A 15338-nucleotide genomic window follows, 5' to 3' on the forward strand; every position below is an offset into this window, starting at 1 on the left:
AGGATGAGGGGAAAATCAGCGATCAAATTAACAGATGTCTGTTTTAGTTATGACGGGGAAGAACCGCAATTGAACAACCTATCGTTAGAAATAGACAAAGGAGAGTGTGTGTTGGTGACTGGGGCCTCAGGCTGCGGTAAAACCACGCTGACGCGTTTGATTAACGGACTAATTCCCCACTATTACGAAGGAGAATTAACCGGTGATCTTCAATTAAATGGAAAAAGCACCTCAACTTTAGCAGATTGGGAATATGGGGAACAAGTCGGAAGTGTTTTTCAAGATGCTCGTTCACAATTTTTTACCTCTAATGTGTTAGACGAGTTGGCCTTTGCCTCTGAAAACTATCGACTTGAAGCAGAAACGATTACTCAGCGAATTGATCAGGTACTAGAATTAAATCGAATGGATTATTTAAGAAAACGAAAATTATCACAGCTTTCAAGTGGCGAAAAACAAAAGGTTGCGATGGGAGCAGTCGAAGTTCATCATCCTGAGATTTTTGTACTGGATGAACCTTCCGCCAATTTAGATAATCAGAGCAATGCGCAATTAGCAGCAACAGTGGAGCAGCTAAAAAGAACAGGAAAAACGGTGGTGATTGCGGATCATCGCATTCATTATTTGATGGAGGCTGCTGATCGAGTTGTTTATATGGCAAAAGGTGAAATCGCGGCCCAATGGACGATTGAAGAGTTTCGCCAGTTATCAGAGGCGCAACTGCATTCTTATGACATTCGGAAAAGGCGGGAAATTGCTCTTGCGGAATTATTAAGAGCAGAAACGGCTGTGAAGGAGCCATTTTTATCCTTGAAGGATTTAACAATCGGCTACCATCGATTAGCGCCAAGTTTGATTAAGAACCTTAATATAGAGTTACCTAAGGGCGAAATTGTACTGTTTACTGGTGGGAATGGCTTAGGAAAAACCACCCTAGCTCGTACCCTGTGCGGATTGAACAAAGAAAAGGCAGGGGCGATCAGTATCGAAGGTCAGCTTCAATCGGCCAAAAAACGCCGCGGGAAATGTTGGTTTGTATTGCAAGATGCGGATTATCAGCTGTTTTCTGACAGTGTGCTGAATGAACTGCTGTTGGGGATGAAAAAAACTGAGGAAAATCAGGCAAAAGCAGAGAAACTATTAAAAGAATTAAATTTATGGACATTCAAGGATCAGCACCCGGCTACATTATCTGGTGGGCAGAAACAACGCTTGGTTTTTGCTGTTGGCCTAATGCGAGAGCCTGAATTACTAATCCTAGACGAACCAACTTCGGGCTTGGATGCGGGAAATATGCGACGAGTTCAACGAATGATCGTCGATTTCGCCGATAAAGGGATAACATTCGTTATTATTACCCATGATTTTGAATTTGCGAAAGGATTTGGTCAACGTACAATCGAATTAAGTCAGCATGGTGCTCAAAGTACGCAGCAGCCAGACTTGGCATTACTTAAATAAATGGAGAAGACTTCAAGACAGTAGTATCTGCTGCCTTGAAGTTTTTTGTGTATAAAAATGAAAAAGAAAAGTGCGAATAAATCAATAAGTTTGTTTGTTTTCATATAGCAAAGAGAAGAATCCTTTCTCTGGTTATTGACATTTCAGCGTATTCTGATAGGATTAATCATGTATTAAACATGTTTAATTAGAGGATGAGGAATGGTTATGAATGAAGAGAATGTCAAAGAACGATTGATCCAAGCAACGATGGACTTGTTGAAGAAAGAAAAATCTGCTAAAAAATTGACGGCTAGAAAAATCGCAGAGACAGCGGACGCAAATTTAGCCATGATCAATTATTACTTTAAGTCCAAAGATGAACTGGTAAGCCTTGCTGTAAACCAGTTAATCGAGGCAAGTGGGGAAAAACAAGAAGAGCTAGACCTAAAAGATCAAGTGCCTAAAGAAAGATTGATCACTTTTCTGACTGCCATTGCGGATAGCACGTGTGAATATGCAGAGTTAACTCGACCAACAATCCCATACTTGCTTCTAGAAGGAGAGTTTGATTTATCGTATCAGATATTGCCGTTGATCAAAGAATGTTTCAATAATCAGAGAGATGAAACAGAATGTCGCGTGATTGCTTATCAACTAGTCTCGTTTTTACAAATAGCTTTCTATCGAGGAAAAGATTTTGAACGCTATTCTTCAATTGATGTGATGAATGAGCACCAACGCCACCAACTTTGTCGAGTGCTTGTTGAAGATGCTGTGAAGGAATAAAAAGGAAGTCTAAGGAGGGAGCCTAATGAGAATTTTAGGGATTTTTACTTTGGTTATGTTGGCATGTACATTGCTGTGTGGTTTGTGGATGAAATTTGGACCTGGGGAGAAGGACGCTGGGTTTCATGGGATGTTGTCCGTACTCACTGTTTTATTATCAATGGTGACAATCGTTGCTTTTTTGTTAAAGCTGCCTAAATGACTTCCTTAAGCAATCAGAGTTGTGTTTCTGATTGCTTTTTTTTATTTCAATTGACAAATCTCAATTAAATATATATTATAGATAAACAATATCTCTAATAGGGATGGAGGGAAATGTTATGAAGTTTACCAAAGCCGCAAATATGGGACTGCATGTCATGGTCTATTTTGCTCAAAAGGATCAGATAGATAGTAATTTGAGTATTCATGACTTAGCGGACAAATTTGAGGTTTCACCTTCTTATTTATCAAAAATTTTAACCCAATTAGCAAAGGCAAATTTGATCTCATCGGTTTCAGGGGTAAAAGGCGGTTATCGTTTAAAAAAGAATTCAGTGGAAATTTCTTTTTTAGATGTCATTCATGCAATCGATGGCTTTCCCGATGAAGTCAGCTGTTTGGCTAACAATCAGCATAGTTGTCCAATCAGTAAAGTTATCAACGAGGGTGAAGATAAAATGTGGGAATATTTTGACTCGATGAAGCTCAGCCAGCTATCTGCGCTTTAAATGAAGTTTAATGCTTCATTTTTAGAATAATTAGCGATATAAAATATCTATAATATAAAATGGAAAAGGATGATGAAAATGTCACACCATACTCACGAACACCATAATTTAGACAATGAAGAAAATTTCAAACGAATTGTCGCAGCTTTAGATAGTGAAAAGCGCAAGCAGCAATTATCAGCTGAAGCAATCATCGGTTATTTGCCAGAACTAGCTGGGAAAACGGTCTTTGATGGCGGGGCTGGAACGGGATTTTTAACCCTACCGTTAGCAAAACAGGCCGAAAAGGTGATCGCTTTTGACCAATCACAAAAAATGCTGGAGTTGATCCAAGAACGAGCAAGGAACGCACGGCTGACAAATATCACAAGTATGAGTGGTGATATTAAAGCAATCGACTTGCCAGACAGCTCAGTCGATATTGCGCTCGTTTCGGTGATGATTCATGAGGTTCATCCGTTTGAAGAGGCGTTGAAGGAGTTGTCGCGCATTATTAAGCCGGATGGACAGTTTGTCATTTTAGAGTTTGAATCAGAAACTATGCATGCCAATGGTGGGCATCGAATTCCGTCACATGTGATGAAGGAAAGTTTGGAAAAACTGCAATTGCCGATTATCCAACAATTAGTACCAGCAGAAGGAATGTATTTATTCATTGTAGGTAAAAAATAAGTCAAAAGCTGTTCCAAACTCGAAAATTACGAGCTTGAAGCAGCTTTTGTCTATTAAAAATCAAATGCATCCGGATCTGGACCGCTCCGTAAGGCTTCATTCAGTTTGTTTAAGCGTTCCATATCGGTGGTACCCAATGCAAAATTAAAGATATCCGAATTGCTTTGCATCCGTTGTTCATGCACGGATTTTACAACGAGCAAGATATCTTGCTGGATATCCCAGCGTAGGACGATTTGGGCAGGTGTTTTTTGATGCTTTTCAGCAATCGCTTTAACGACTGACTCATTTAGAATCTTTCCTTGCATCAATGGAGACCATGCTTGGATTTTAATGTCATGCTTTTTACAGAAATCCCGAAGTGGTTGTTGGGTTAATTTTGGATGCAACTCTACTTGATTGACTACGGGAACGATTTTTGCGAAGGACAGCAATTCTTCTAAATGATGGATTTCAAAATTGCTGACACCAATCGCTTTGATTTTTCCAGCTGCATATAAGTCTTCTAAAGCCTGCCAAGATTCTTTGAAGGCATTTTTGCCTGGCCAATGGATCAAGTATAGATCGAGATAATCTAAAGCTAAACGGTTCAGTGTTTCTTCGAAGGCTTTGATTGTTTCGTCATAGGTTAAATGATTGTTCCAAACCTTTGATGTGACAAATAACTCTTCGCGGCTTAGTCCTGTTGCGGCCAAGCCTTCTTTGATACCGATTCCAGTTCCAACTTCATTTCCATAAATTTGAGCGGTATCGATTAATCGATAGCCATTGATGATCCCGTTTTTAACGACCTCAGGGGTATCTTCGTCAGGAATTTGAAAAACGCCTAAACCTAATCCGGGAATTTTTGTTCCGTTGTTAAATGGTACTTTATCTGATAATGAATGAATCATGTGAGAGCCTCCTTATCGTTTCCAGAAGCTAGTATATTTGGCAAGTTTATTTTTGTATAGTACGTACTTTAAAGTTCTATAGTTACTAATTGGTAACTTTTGTACAGGAATGGGATAAGTTGGGTTAAAAAAATTTTATAGCTTTACAACAAATTCAATCACTTATCCTATGTTAATGACAGAGCTTTCCTCCTTCGTTACAATAAATAAAAAGCGAAGGAGCGGCCGATGAAGGGAATTGAGCAGATTATCAAGAACTTGGTGAAACGGTATGCCAAAATTCCGATTGAGGAAGAGATTCTTGGACAGTTAATTGATTTAGGAGAGTTTGTGGATTTTCCTGCTGGGGACTTAATTGTGGCGGCTGGCGATGAGGAAAATAAGCTCTATGTATTAGTGAATGGGTTGATCCGCAAGTATTATTTGGATTATCAGGGCAATGATATAACCCATCAGTTTTTAGAAACAGGACAGATTTTCAGCACGCAGCATGTGGTGTTTAGCGGACGTGTCATGTGTAATTTCGAGGCAGTAGAACCGTGTCGATTGGTATGTTTTGATTATGCGCAGGTTCAAAAGCTGATGCTGGAAGCTTTTTCATTGAGCCAAGTTTATATCGGCATTCTGGAAGAAACTCTGCGCGTTAAATTAGTCCGAGAGACGGCCTTATTAACGGAAAGCGCCACGGAACGCTATGTGAAAATGAAGGCTGAGATTCCAGATATTGATCAGCGCGTCAGTCATGCTCATATTGCTTCTTACATTGGTGTGACGCCAGTATCTTTGAGTCGGATTCGGCGGACGTTAAGGGAAGAAAATTAATGAGAAGGAGCCGAAAAATGCTAGTGAGTATCCTTATTGTATTACTTATTTTAGTAGTGATCCTTTTGGCGGTTATTCGTCAAAAGGATTTTGTAATTGAAAATGTTCCTAAATTGACGGTAACAAGCCCGGCATTTGAAGCGAATGGCACGATTCCGGTTGAATACACCGGAAATGGAAAGGACATTTCTCCAGAACTGCATCTTTCTGAGCTAGATGAACGAGCTGTTTCTTTAGCGATAATTATGGATGACATTGACCATCCCCTCGCCGGCGTTTATAATCATTGGCTGATTTGGAATCTGCCGGTGAGGGATACGATTCCAGCAGAAATACCGCAAGGAGAACAAGTAGCTGCGTTGAATAATGCTGTGCAAGGAATGGGCTATGGGAAACATCGCTATCGCGGACCCAAGCCGCCATTTGGCAGGCATCGTTACAAATATCATGTCTTTGTCTTGGATAAAACGTTGGCTTTACCTGCATCTTCTAGGAAAAAAGAACTATTGACTGCAATGGAGGGTAACATTCTGCAATATGGTCATTTAGTTGGAGAATATGGAAAGTAAGCGGTCTGATTTGCACCAGCGAAGCGGTAAAAGGTAAGATGAAAGCAAGAGAAAATAAAAAAGGTAGAGGAGAGAAACCATTGATCAAGACAATCCGTTTAAAAGTTCCTCAATGGCAGGGTGGAAATAATCCAACCTACTCGCTTGGTTCAGATTTGCTTTCGTTTTTGGTGCCGAAAAATTTGGAGCACAAAGAAATCGCCGTCCCTATTCCTGAGTATGAAGAACCGCTGACAAGAGAAAATGGTGTGACCGCTCAAAGTATTGTGGCTGAGAATGTGGACCAGACAATGGCGATCATTCAAGAGGAGAAGCCAGATAAAATCATCACTTTAGGTGGCGATTGTCTAGTTTCGCAGGCGCCTTTTGATTACCTGCATGGAAAATATGGGGAGCGATTAGGGATTATTTGGCTCGACGCTCATCCAGATATTTCAACGCCGGATGTTTTTTACAATGAACATGCAATGGTTTTGGGAAATTTGTTGAAGGCTGGTGATCCTGTACTAGCAGAGAAGGTTCAGCATCCGTTTGCGGCCAAGGATATTTTATATGTTGGGCTTCAAACACCAACCTCAGATGAAAAAGCGATTTTGGAAGGATTGGGAATAGATTATCAGGTGCAAGATCAAGCGCGGATTGCTCCTAACGAAATCCAGGCGTGGCTAAGAAAACAACAGTTTACCAAAGTAGTTATTCATTTTGACCTGGATGTGTTAGATCCTAATGAATTTCGGATGTTGTATTTTTCAGAACCTGGAGTCACAGAGTATTCTGCTGCAGCCGGAAAGATGTCCTTATTAGAAGTGAAGGAGACCATGGAAGCTATTGCAGAGCAAAGCGAGATCGTTGGATTGACCATCGCGGAGCTGTTGCCATGGGATGTTCAAAACCTAAAGAATCTTTTGTATGATTTTGAGATTTTTCGATGAAGAAAAGACAGGAAGAAGCGCTCTTCCTGTCTTTATTTTGGGTTCATTTGCAGAGTTATCAGCGTTGTTAAGGTATCACCGTAGTAATCCTCGCCAGAAAGTCCATCGGTTATTACCCAACCTTGTGAATTTATCAGGTTGCCATAGGCTTCTTTTTGGTTTGCGGCGTATAGAATTGGTGCCGAAAAGCTTTTAGACTGGCTTGATGATAAGGCCTTCCCTGATAGAGTGTAGCCTTCGTTAATCGTATTTTTTTCTAAGAAGAAGTTCATCATCTTGCTTAAAACTTGATTGACATCCTTGTCATTCGAGCTAGCAAGTCGCCAAGGAATTCGACAGGCATTGGCGCCATAGTTGCCATCATTAGCTCCAGCGATTTGATTCTTTTTCGCCGGAGTGGCTGTGTCTTTTTCTACCCAAGCAAAGTCTGGAAGCAATCCGGTTTTGTGCTGATTACTTAAATTTTCCAGTGTCTTTACTGAACTTTCCTTAAGCGTTCGCCAGAAATTATCACCACTAAATGTTGCGAAGGTATCAAAATAGCTGGGAACAATATCCGATGGTCGAATCAAGTTATAGGAGTCAGAATCCTTTGTAGCCCAATCACCGACAGTTAATAATTTGTTGGTAGAATTATAGTTTCTCGCTTTTATTCCTGAAAGCAGCTTTTTCGCTGCGGCTTTATAGTCCGTTTGGCTATTGGGCCACTGTTTGCTTGCTTCGATTAAAGCATAAGCAATATCTAGATCACCATCTGTAGCATTCGTTGCTTCTTTTTTTATTTGTTTGTTTGCTTCATAGGTTTGTTGCCAACTCATCAGTGGATTGTCCTTACTGATTTGAAAATTCTTGTAGTATTGGTAAAATTCATTGAACTCTTTTTCAGAAGCCCAACCACGTTTTACAGCTTCCATGGTTATCAGCATGCCATAGCCATGTCCTTCAGACAGTGAGATATCGATTTCTTCCTTGGGATTTGTTTTGACAAAGGTTCCTACAGAGCTTTCCTTCGCATAAGTAGAGTGCCATTGCTGATAAGCTGACTTCTCTAATTTTTTCTGATTGTCGTTTATATTAAATAGTACCATTGCGATATAGCCCCAAAAAAGCAACGCCAATAGTGACCACATAATCGCAGGACGTCTGCGCATAAAATTGCCTCCTAATTATCGAAACGTTTTGTTTTATACCAAGTGCTACTTTCACGTTGAAACATTTTATCTCCTATATAGGAAAAAAATGAGACGATGGAAATGCCTATGAATAGCAGGGAATAGGTAAAGTAAGATGCAATGGCATAAAAGAAATTCGCGGCGGTCGCCTGCCCAAACTGACTAGATAAGGCCAATTGAATTTGCAGCAAGTAGATCGCAAACATTAAAGCCCAGTTCACCAGTAAAAGAGCGCCGATCTGCCGATTGCTTCCGCCAAAGGTAAAAATCGCATTGACCGAAGGAAACCAAATATGCAGAAGCATTGCAACTAGGTTGGCGACAAACATGATATTCGATAGAATAATCGCCGTTGTAAACCAAAAGAATGTATTGAAATAATAGATACTTTGTAAACGGATGCGCCAGTTGGAGACGCCGAAGATATCCTTGAGATTGCTTACGATAACCTCGTAATTTCCCTTAGCCCAACGTTTCCGTTGTCGGTAATAAACGGATAAAGTCTCTGGTTCTTGCTGGAAGGCCTCGGAACGTGGAGCCAAAGCGATCAATTTGCCGCGCTTCATGATTTTAAAGCTTAATGCGGTGTCCTCAGTCAAGGCGCCATTGTCCCAACCGCCCATTTCCCGGATCATCTCCGTTTGAATAATAAAATTAGTACCGGGGATCTGTCCAATTTTAAATAATTGCCATAAGCCTGTATGGATAATTCGTTGGCTAGTGACAATTTCCAAATTAATACAACGGGTCAAAAAGTTACGTTTATAATTTCTTGTTTTATTTCTGCCAAAGACCGCTCCGTAACGGTCTGGGTCTTCCAAAGCTCGTTCCACTAAGAAATGGAGCGCATTTTGCTCTGGCATGGCGTCTGCATCATAGACACAGAGGTATTCCCCATGGGCGATTTTTAAGGAATCGTTCAAGACACCGGCTTTTCCTCCAGTCCCTCTACGGTCGATTACTTTAGTTAAATAGTAGCCCTCGTACTCTGGCTGCTGAAAGATGGTATGAACTCGATCATAAGTTTCATCGTCACAATTATCCGCAAATACTAGGATTTCCATTTTTTCTCGAGGATAATTCATACTCAAAATTGCCTTTACGGTATCTTGGATGACAATTTCCTCATTATGTGCTGGAACCACAATCGTGATAAGCGGGTAGGAGCTGAGGGGCTCTAATTGATTTTTCGGTGGACGAATATTTTTTAGTAAGAAATAAACAGCTCCAAATAGAATGACCAAGGTAATAAGCAGCGAGCACCAGATTGAGATGACCCCAAACATTAATAAAATCGTACTCATTAGTAATCCCGCCTCCTAAAGTAACGCCAAATTCGGTCCTTGATGATCAATAAGCAGAAAAATAAGACAATCGCGGCAACTAAGAAAATCCCCGTGACAATCTTGCTCGCTTCAAAGAAATAATTGAGTAATTGATCCATCTGTTTTTCCTCCTTATAAAATGTATTCATCGGTCAAATCAGCCTCAGAGCGACGTTGTACGCGACTGATTACTTGCTCGGCGGTCAACTCTGTAGAGCCTTCAATGACAATCTCACCAAAACGAATGATCGTATTTTGTGAACGCTCCGCATTTTTGAAGGGAAATAATGAGAATTGTATCTTGGTAATCTTATTCAATTCTTGGATGAACTCAAGGCTGTCACCTGATTGATAAATTGGAGACATGACAACGAAGGTTCCATTTCCTAAATAAAATTGATCTTCTTCAGGTAGTCGAATATCAACTAATTCTTGGGCCAACGCCTGCAATAATTGATCTGTCGCCTGATCATTTTGATACTTTAGCTGTTCAATGAAGTCAACAGTATAAAAGGAGACAACCAAACCACGACCAGTTTTAGCATACAAATTCATGGCACATTTAAATTTTTCAAAGCGTGATTCGAATTCTCCTTTATTGTACAAACCTGTCGTTTCATTCAGGGTCGTCAAATAATGGCGCATTCTTGGCTGGAAGGCATTCATGCGTTGATTGAACAGCACGCTGTTTTTCGCCATCAGACCCAAAACAGCAAAGACTGGAATGACAATGATCAAATAGACTTTTTGCAGATTTGGCATTAGGATCGGAGTGTAATATAAAAGAAAGATTCCTGTAGATATTACCAGCATAGAAAAAACTGCGACGGTAATCGTATTGCCTAAAAAGCCTACCAATAGCCCTAAAAAGGCTAAAAGGGAGAGGGTTACAACAGGAACAAATCCAAAACGATCATCTAAAATTAAATTTTGAATCAAGAAGACAGCGGCTAGTAAGATCGACATCCACTCGATTCGAATTCTTCGTAAATAGTTCATATCATTGTTCTCCTTGAAGGCTGAAATCTTCTGGGCGGTCTGCTAATTGAAAATAATGAGCGATTGCTTCAGTGATTCGCAGACTGGCTTTTCCGTCACCATAAGGATTGCTGGCTTTTGACATTTTCTCGTAGGCAGCGGAATCCTCAAATAATTCTCTGATAGTTTCGTAAACAGCTTGCGTTTTTGTTCCAACCAATCTGAGCGTGCCTGCTGCAACTCCTTCTGGACGCTCCGTTTGGTCACGCAAGACTAATACGGGAACCCCTAGGGAAGGAGCCTCCTCTTGAACCCCGCCGGAATCCGTCAAAATCAAGTAGCTTTGTTTAGCATAGTTATGAAAACCAACTACATCTAAAGGTTCGATCAACGAAATGTTTTCTGCTTCGCCCAATATTTCTTTTGCCGCCTTTCGTACTGCTGGATTTTTGTGCATTGGAAAAATAAATTGAGTATCCGGATAATCATAGGCAGATTTATGGATCGCCTCGAACACAGAATACATTGGTGCGCCTTGATTCTCGCGCCGATGCATCGTGATTAAGACGATCCGTTTCTGACCTTTTGAAATTTCAACTGGAATTTCGTAATGGTCATCTAATGTATTCTTCATTGCATCAATAGCGGTGTTTCCCGTGACATAGATATGCTTTTCCGAATGATTTTCCTTGATCAGATTCTCTTTGCTTTTGAGTGTTGGTGCGAAATAAAGATCGGTTAGACTATCGGTTAATTGCCGATTCATTTCTTCTGGAAAAGGCGAGTATTTGTCCCATGTTCGCAGGCCAGCTTCGACATGACCGATTGGAATCTGCTGGTAAAAAGCACTCAAGGCTGCTGAAAAGGTTGTTGTAGTATCTCCGTGAACCAATAAAATATCAGGACGATCTTTTTGTAAAACAGCGGTCAATTTTTCCATGACACGACTGGTAATTTCGTTTAAGGTTTGTCCTTGCTGCATAATATTTAAATCATAGTCAGGAATGATTCCAAAGGTCTGCAAAACCTGATCAAGCATTTCTCGATGTTGCCCAGTAACGACTACTTTTACGTTGAAGCGTGCATCCGCAGCTAATTGTTTGGCCAAAGGAGCCATTTTTATCGCTTCTGGTCTTGTTCCAAAGACTAAGAAGACTTTTTTTCTCATGATATTCCTCCTGCGAAAGTCTAATGTTTATGAAAGAATAGACTATATTAAGCAAAAAATAAGACTCATCAGTTATAATTGTGAGCCAATTCATTTGAATATAAACATTCATTCACTTATTTTTATTTCCTACCTAGTATAGAAAACGTCTGTCATTTTGTCTTTTAAGAACACTCGATATTTTAAGAATGTTTCACAAGATAAGGGAAGCAAAGGAAATAACATAAAGACAAAAAAACAAGAAGAAACCGATCTTCTTGTCAGACTGTAGATAAAAGGCGCTTCAAGCTTGTAGTTTGGTTTTTGAGCAGCCTTTTTATCTGTTTTATTTAAATGTGTATCGCTCTTTATATCCCCCAAAAAGAATAACCGTCTATTTCTGAGGCAGCGGGTCGCTTAATTACTTGAATCGCTCATTTTTACTGTATCTTTTTTCCCCCGCAGATACCAGGTCAATCCGATGACGTGAGCGAGGTATAGCACCGCTAAACAAATTCGCATCAGTGTATTATCCACTAATAATCCTGGGATTAGAAAGACTACAAGGATCATTAAAAACATTTTGACCATCCCAGCATTGGTGATTTTCTTTTTGAGGATCGGCTCATCCACAGTTCGTTGATAAAAAGAGGATTGAATGAATTTGTTGTAATATTTATCTGAACTACGCAGCCAAAAGAAGGCCGTCAGCAAGTAAAAAACGGTCGTTGGCAAAAAGGGCAGGAAGATTCCCAAAGTTCCTAGTGCACATGTGATCGCACCAAAAGAAAAATAGATGATTTTTTTCACAAGTTTGCCTCCATTAATGAATTGAAAGAAAATGCTTACGGGCTAATCTTATGATAAATGAAATGAATCAGCAATCGTTTAACGGAAAAATATTCTGCTAGATTCAAAAAGAAGCTGAATAAACAGAAGACAAAATCATTTTCATTATTTCTTTTTTTAATAAAAAAGTTTATCTATCGAGTCATTTGCCGTAAAATTTTAGTTAAAAGAACTGTGTAATGTTGAGGGAGTCATTTGTTCGTTGTAAAGGCTAAAAGGGAGAGGAACCAGATTATGAAGCGCTTTTTAAAAATTAGTTTGTTGGTGTTAGTCATTCTCGGAGGGTGCGGGAGCAAAGAAGCGGAAAACGAGACGAGAAATAAAACTTCAGAGGCATCGAAACCCAAAACAAGTAATAGGGTAAAGCTGACCTTCTCTGCGGTAGGGGATAATTTGATCCATGATTATATCTATGATCATCTCAGACAGCCCGAGGGCACCTATCGTTTTGATGAGATGTATGAACCAACACGCTATTTGAACGAGGATCGAGATGTTTCCTATATTAATTTGGAAACGATTTGTGCAGGAGAAGAGTTAGGATTGTCAGGATACCCGACTTTTAATGGTCCGACGCAGGTTTTAGATTCGCTGCATCAGGCGGGCTACAATTGGTTGTCTGCGGCGAGCAATCATACGATGGACAAAGGCGAGGAAGGGATCATCAAACAATTAGAGTATTTGGAAAAATATCCTGATATCACTGTGACAGGGTCACAAAAATCACCTGAGACTAAAAGACTGCAGGTCAAAAAGATCAAGGGTGTCAATGTCGGATTTATGTCCTACACTTTTGGCTTGAATGGGATTCCCCTGCCAGAGGGCAAAGACTATCTCGTTAATCTGATTGATGAGGAACAAATCAAAAAGGATATGGAGGAATTAACGAAGGAAAGTGATGTGCAAATCGTCAGTATGCACTGGGGAGAAGAATATCAATTTACTCCGAATGAAGAGCAAACGCATTTAGCACAGGTATTAAGCGATGCTGGCGTGGATGTAATTGTCGGGGGACATCCCCATGTGATTCAGCCGATGGATTATCTGACAGGAAAATCAGGGAATCAAACGTTAGTAATGTATTCTTTAGGAAACTTCATTTCTTCTCAAGCAGAAAATGATCGTATGCTGGGCGGAATGGGCCGCTGGACGATTGATTACAATAAAAAACAGAAAGATGTCAAGATCGAACAGGTCGAATTTTGGCCGACCATTACGTATATTGGCGACAATTATCAAACGTACAAAACCTATGCGCTAAAGGATTATACAAACGAGTTAGCCAATCAGCATATGATCCATGTCAATCAAGGGCAGGATTTGTCCCGTGAGTATTTTATCGAACGAACAAAGCAGATCATGAATGACAAAGTAAAGATTGTTTATTAACACCGCAAGTCAAATCAAGCGACAAGCTTTCCTGATTTCTATACTAAAGACAGGGTGGTGGAAGGATGTATGAATGGCAGCGGCAGATCCAACAGATCGTCGAGGAGATTGATTACTGTATCGAAGGCTACAATGATGAAGCATTGACACTGCGGAGACTTGCTCGCAAAATGGGCTACTCTGATTTTTACGCGACGCGGAAATTTAAGGAAATTTCTGGGATGTCCTTTCGTGATTATTTGCGTCAGAGAAAATTAGCTTTTGCGTTAAAGGAAGTTCGCGACAAGCAGAAAAGCTTTTTGGATATCGCCTTTGATTATGGTTTTTCCTCGCATGAAGCCTTTACCCGTGCATTTAAAAGAATGTATGGGGTCTCTCCCAGTGAGTATCGCAGGGAGCCGAAGCCGGTGGTACTTCGAACCAGAATCAGCTCTTTTGACCGCTACTTTTTAGGATTAGGAGAGATAGGCATGGTGAAATCTACCGACGATATCAAGACGTATTTTGTGACGATCCCAGCCCATAAGTTTCTGTATATCAAAAACAATCAGAGTAATGGCTATTGGGATTTTTGGGAGAAGCAAAGTCGGATTCCCGGACAGGATTGTGATACGATCAGCGGCTTATTGGATAGTATCAAAGGAAAGCTAGATGATAATGGCGGTCATAAACCTGACAGCAGCAGCGGCCAAGTGATGGCGTATATCAGCGATTTAGAAGGACGCCTTTGTGACTGGGGCTTTTTGCGATCGGAATGCTACGGCGCTCGTTTACCTGCTGATTATCAAGGAAAGGTACCAGAGCAAATGCGGATGCTGGATGTTCCAGAAGCAGAGTATCTGGTTTTTGAACACGGTCCGTTTAATTACGAGCAGGAAAATCGCAGTGTCGAGGAAAAAGTAGAGCAAGCAATGGCAAACTTCGATTTTTCCAACACCGATTATCACTATGACACTACGCCAGGACGAGTAATCTATTTTTATCATGATCCAGAACGCTTTTGGAAATATGTAAGACCAGTCAAAAAATAAGCTAAAACAGCGAAGTTGATTTTTAGTCAACTCCGCTGTTTTTTTATGTATAACGACTAATTTCAAATCAAGCACTCTTCTTCCAATGTTCCGTTGTTGATTTGATTGAACTCATTTCCCCATTGGTGCAGCATTTGGATGACCGGCTTTAATGAATGGCCATAGTCAGTGATGTGGTAAGAAACCATCAAGGGTTTTTCTTGAATAACTTGGCGGCTGATCAACCCATCACTCTCTAAATCCTTCAATTGCAGTGAGAGCATTCTGCGAGTGATGCCTGGGATTTTTTTCTGCAATTCATTATAGCGGTGCTCTCCTTCAAAAATAAGATGATACAATAGAACACTTTTCCATCTTCCTGAAATCAGCTGAAGCGTGGATTCGACAGAACAACCTTCTTCACAATTATAAATTTTTCGAACCATGTTGGTCCCTCCTCATAGACTGTGGCCGTCATTGTTAATTTAATACTATCTTTTTAACGCAGACGAAAACAGGCGTCTATTATTTTATCTCCGAAAACGAAGGACAAGAAAAATTAAAAAAAGTCATAGGTATAAAAAAATTCCCTAATTTACATTTGTAGACGCTGGTTTTATGATAGCTGTACAAAACAGGCG

Annotated in this window: 18 protein-coding genes; 10 read left to right on the forward strand and 8 right to left on the reverse strand. The window is 40.2% G+C overall.

Annotated features, from left to right (window positions below):
- Window positions 1-3 precede the first annotated feature (3 nt).
- The 5 genes from AUF14_RS14220 to AUF14_RS14235 all read left to right on the forward strand — a co-directional run bounded on the left by AUF14_RS14220 (window position 4) and on the right by AUF14_RS14235 (window position 3611).
- Window positions 4-1461, forward strand: a complete 1458-nt coding sequence (locus AUF14_RS14220; RefSeq protein WP_049221304.1) for an ABC transporter ATP-binding protein — start codon at window positions 4-6, stop codon at window positions 1459-1461.
- A gap of 207 nt (window positions 1462-1668) precedes the next feature.
- Complete coding sequence (locus AUF14_RS14225) at window positions 1669-2229, forward strand: TetR/AcrR family transcriptional regulator (protein WP_049221302.1); 561 nt, start codon at window positions 1669-1671, stop codon at window positions 2227-2229.
- A 25-nt stretch (window positions 2230-2254) separates the two neighbouring features.
- Complete coding sequence (locus AUF14_RS22550; protein WP_158408738.1) at window positions 2255-2431, forward strand: hypothetical protein; 177 nt, start codon at window positions 2255-2257, stop codon at window positions 2429-2431.
- Window positions 2432-2549: 118 nt separating this feature from the next.
- Window positions 2550-2939, forward strand: a complete 390-nt coding sequence (locus AUF14_RS14230; protein WP_016181734.1) for an RrF2 family transcriptional regulator — start codon at window positions 2550-2552, stop codon at window positions 2937-2939.
- A 78-nt stretch (window positions 2940-3017) separates the two neighbouring features.
- The gene (locus tag AUF14_RS14235; protein ID WP_102866099.1) at window positions 3018-3611 is read left to right on the forward strand and encodes a class I SAM-dependent methyltransferase; all 594 of its coding nucleotides are present in this window, start codon (window positions 3018-3020) and stop codon (window positions 3609-3611) included.
- A gap of 53 nt (window positions 3612-3664) precedes the next feature.
- Here AUF14_RS14235 and AUF14_RS14240 read toward each other — a convergent pair whose 3' ends face one another.
- Complete coding sequence (locus AUF14_RS14240; RefSeq protein WP_049221297.1) at window positions 3665-4504, reverse strand: aldo/keto reductase; 840 nt, start codon at window positions 4502-4504, stop codon at window positions 3665-3667.
- A 228-nt stretch (window positions 4505-4732) separates the two neighbouring features.
- Between AUF14_RS14240 and AUF14_RS14245 the strand changes: the two genes are divergently transcribed.
- The 3 genes from AUF14_RS14245 to AUF14_RS14255 all read left to right on the forward strand — a co-directional run bounded on the left by AUF14_RS14245 (window position 4733) and on the right by AUF14_RS14255 (window position 6827).
- A complete protein-coding gene (locus AUF14_RS14245; RefSeq protein ID WP_049221295.1) occupies window positions 4733-5326 on the forward strand; it encodes a Crp/Fnr family transcriptional regulator in 594 nt (197 codons plus the stop codon).
- Between the two features lie 17 nt (window positions 5327-5343).
- Complete coding sequence (locus AUF14_RS14250) at window positions 5344-5895, forward strand: YbhB/YbcL family Raf kinase inhibitor-like protein (protein ID WP_082158518.1); 552 nt, start codon at window positions 5344-5346, stop codon at window positions 5893-5895.
- 80 nt (window positions 5896-5975) lie between these two features.
- A complete protein-coding gene (locus AUF14_RS14255; RefSeq protein WP_049221359.1) occupies window positions 5976-6827 on the forward strand; it encodes an arginase family protein in 852 nt (283 codons plus the stop codon).
- Window positions 6828-6859: 32 nt separating this feature from the next.
- Here AUF14_RS14255 and AUF14_RS14260 read toward each other — a convergent pair whose 3' ends face one another.
- From AUF14_RS14260 to AUF14_RS14280, 6 genes are all read right to left on the reverse strand, one after another.
- Window positions 6860-7978 carry a glycosyl hydrolase family 8 gene (locus tag AUF14_RS14260; protein WP_049221293.1) on the reverse strand — a complete coding sequence of 373 codons (1119 nt, stop codon included), beginning with the start codon at window positions 7976-7978 and terminating at the stop codon, window positions 6860-6862.
- Between the two features lie 11 nt (window positions 7979-7989).
- A complete protein-coding gene (locus AUF14_RS14265) occupies window positions 7990-9303 on the reverse strand; it encodes a glycosyltransferase family 2 protein (RefSeq protein WP_049221290.1) in 1314 nt (437 codons plus the stop codon).
- Window positions 9303-9443, reverse strand: coding sequence for a hypothetical protein (locus AUF14_RS22555; RefSeq protein WP_164872404.1), 141 nt, complete (start codon window positions 9441-9443; stop codon window positions 9303-9305). Before AUF14_RS22555 ends, AUF14_RS14265 begins: the two co-directional genes overlap by 1 nt.
- A gap of 13 nt (window positions 9444-9456) precedes the next feature.
- On the reverse strand, window positions 9457-10323 hold the full coding sequence (locus tag AUF14_RS14270; protein ID WP_016181725.1) for a nucleotidyl cyclase domain-containing protein: 867 nt from the start codon (window positions 10321-10323) through the stop codon (window positions 9457-9459).
- 1 nt (window position 10324) lies between these two features.
- Window positions 10325-11470 carry a non-hydrolyzing UDP-N-acetylglucosamine 2-epimerase gene (gene wecB / locus AUF14_RS14275; protein WP_102866100.1) on the reverse strand — a complete coding sequence of 382 codons (1146 nt, stop codon included), beginning with the start codon at window positions 11468-11470 and terminating at the stop codon, window positions 10325-10327.
- A gap of 396 nt (window positions 11471-11866) precedes the next feature.
- Window positions 11867-12259 carry a YbaN family protein gene (locus tag AUF14_RS14280; protein WP_048718136.1) on the reverse strand — a complete coding sequence of 131 codons (393 nt, stop codon included), beginning with the start codon at window positions 12257-12259 and terminating at the stop codon, window positions 11867-11869.
- A gap of 273 nt (window positions 12260-12532) precedes the next feature.
- Between AUF14_RS14280 and AUF14_RS14285 the strand changes: the two genes are divergently transcribed.
- Together AUF14_RS14285 and AUF14_RS14290 are read left to right on the forward strand one after the other, a co-directional pair.
- On the forward strand, window positions 12533-13687 hold the full coding sequence (locus AUF14_RS14285; RefSeq protein ID WP_049221284.1) for a CapA family protein: 1155 nt from the start codon (window positions 12533-12535) through the stop codon (window positions 13685-13687).
- Between the two features lie 65 nt (window positions 13688-13752).
- A complete protein-coding gene (locus AUF14_RS14290; protein ID WP_049221283.1) occupies window positions 13753-14718 on the forward strand; it encodes a helix-turn-helix transcriptional regulator in 966 nt (321 codons plus the stop codon).
- 62 nt (window positions 14719-14780) lie between these two features.
- Here AUF14_RS14290 and AUF14_RS14295 read toward each other — a convergent pair whose 3' ends face one another.
- Entirely contained in the window at window positions 14781-15143 is a 363-nt protein-coding gene (locus AUF14_RS14295) for a winged helix-turn-helix transcriptional regulator (protein ID WP_049221280.1), read from the reverse strand.
- Window positions 15144-15338 lie beyond the last annotated feature (195 nt).

The organism is Enterococcus avium, from assembly GCF_002891025.1.
Classification (GTDB): domain Bacteria; phylum Bacillota; class Bacilli; order Lactobacillales; family Enterococcaceae; genus Enterococcus_A; species Enterococcus_A avium.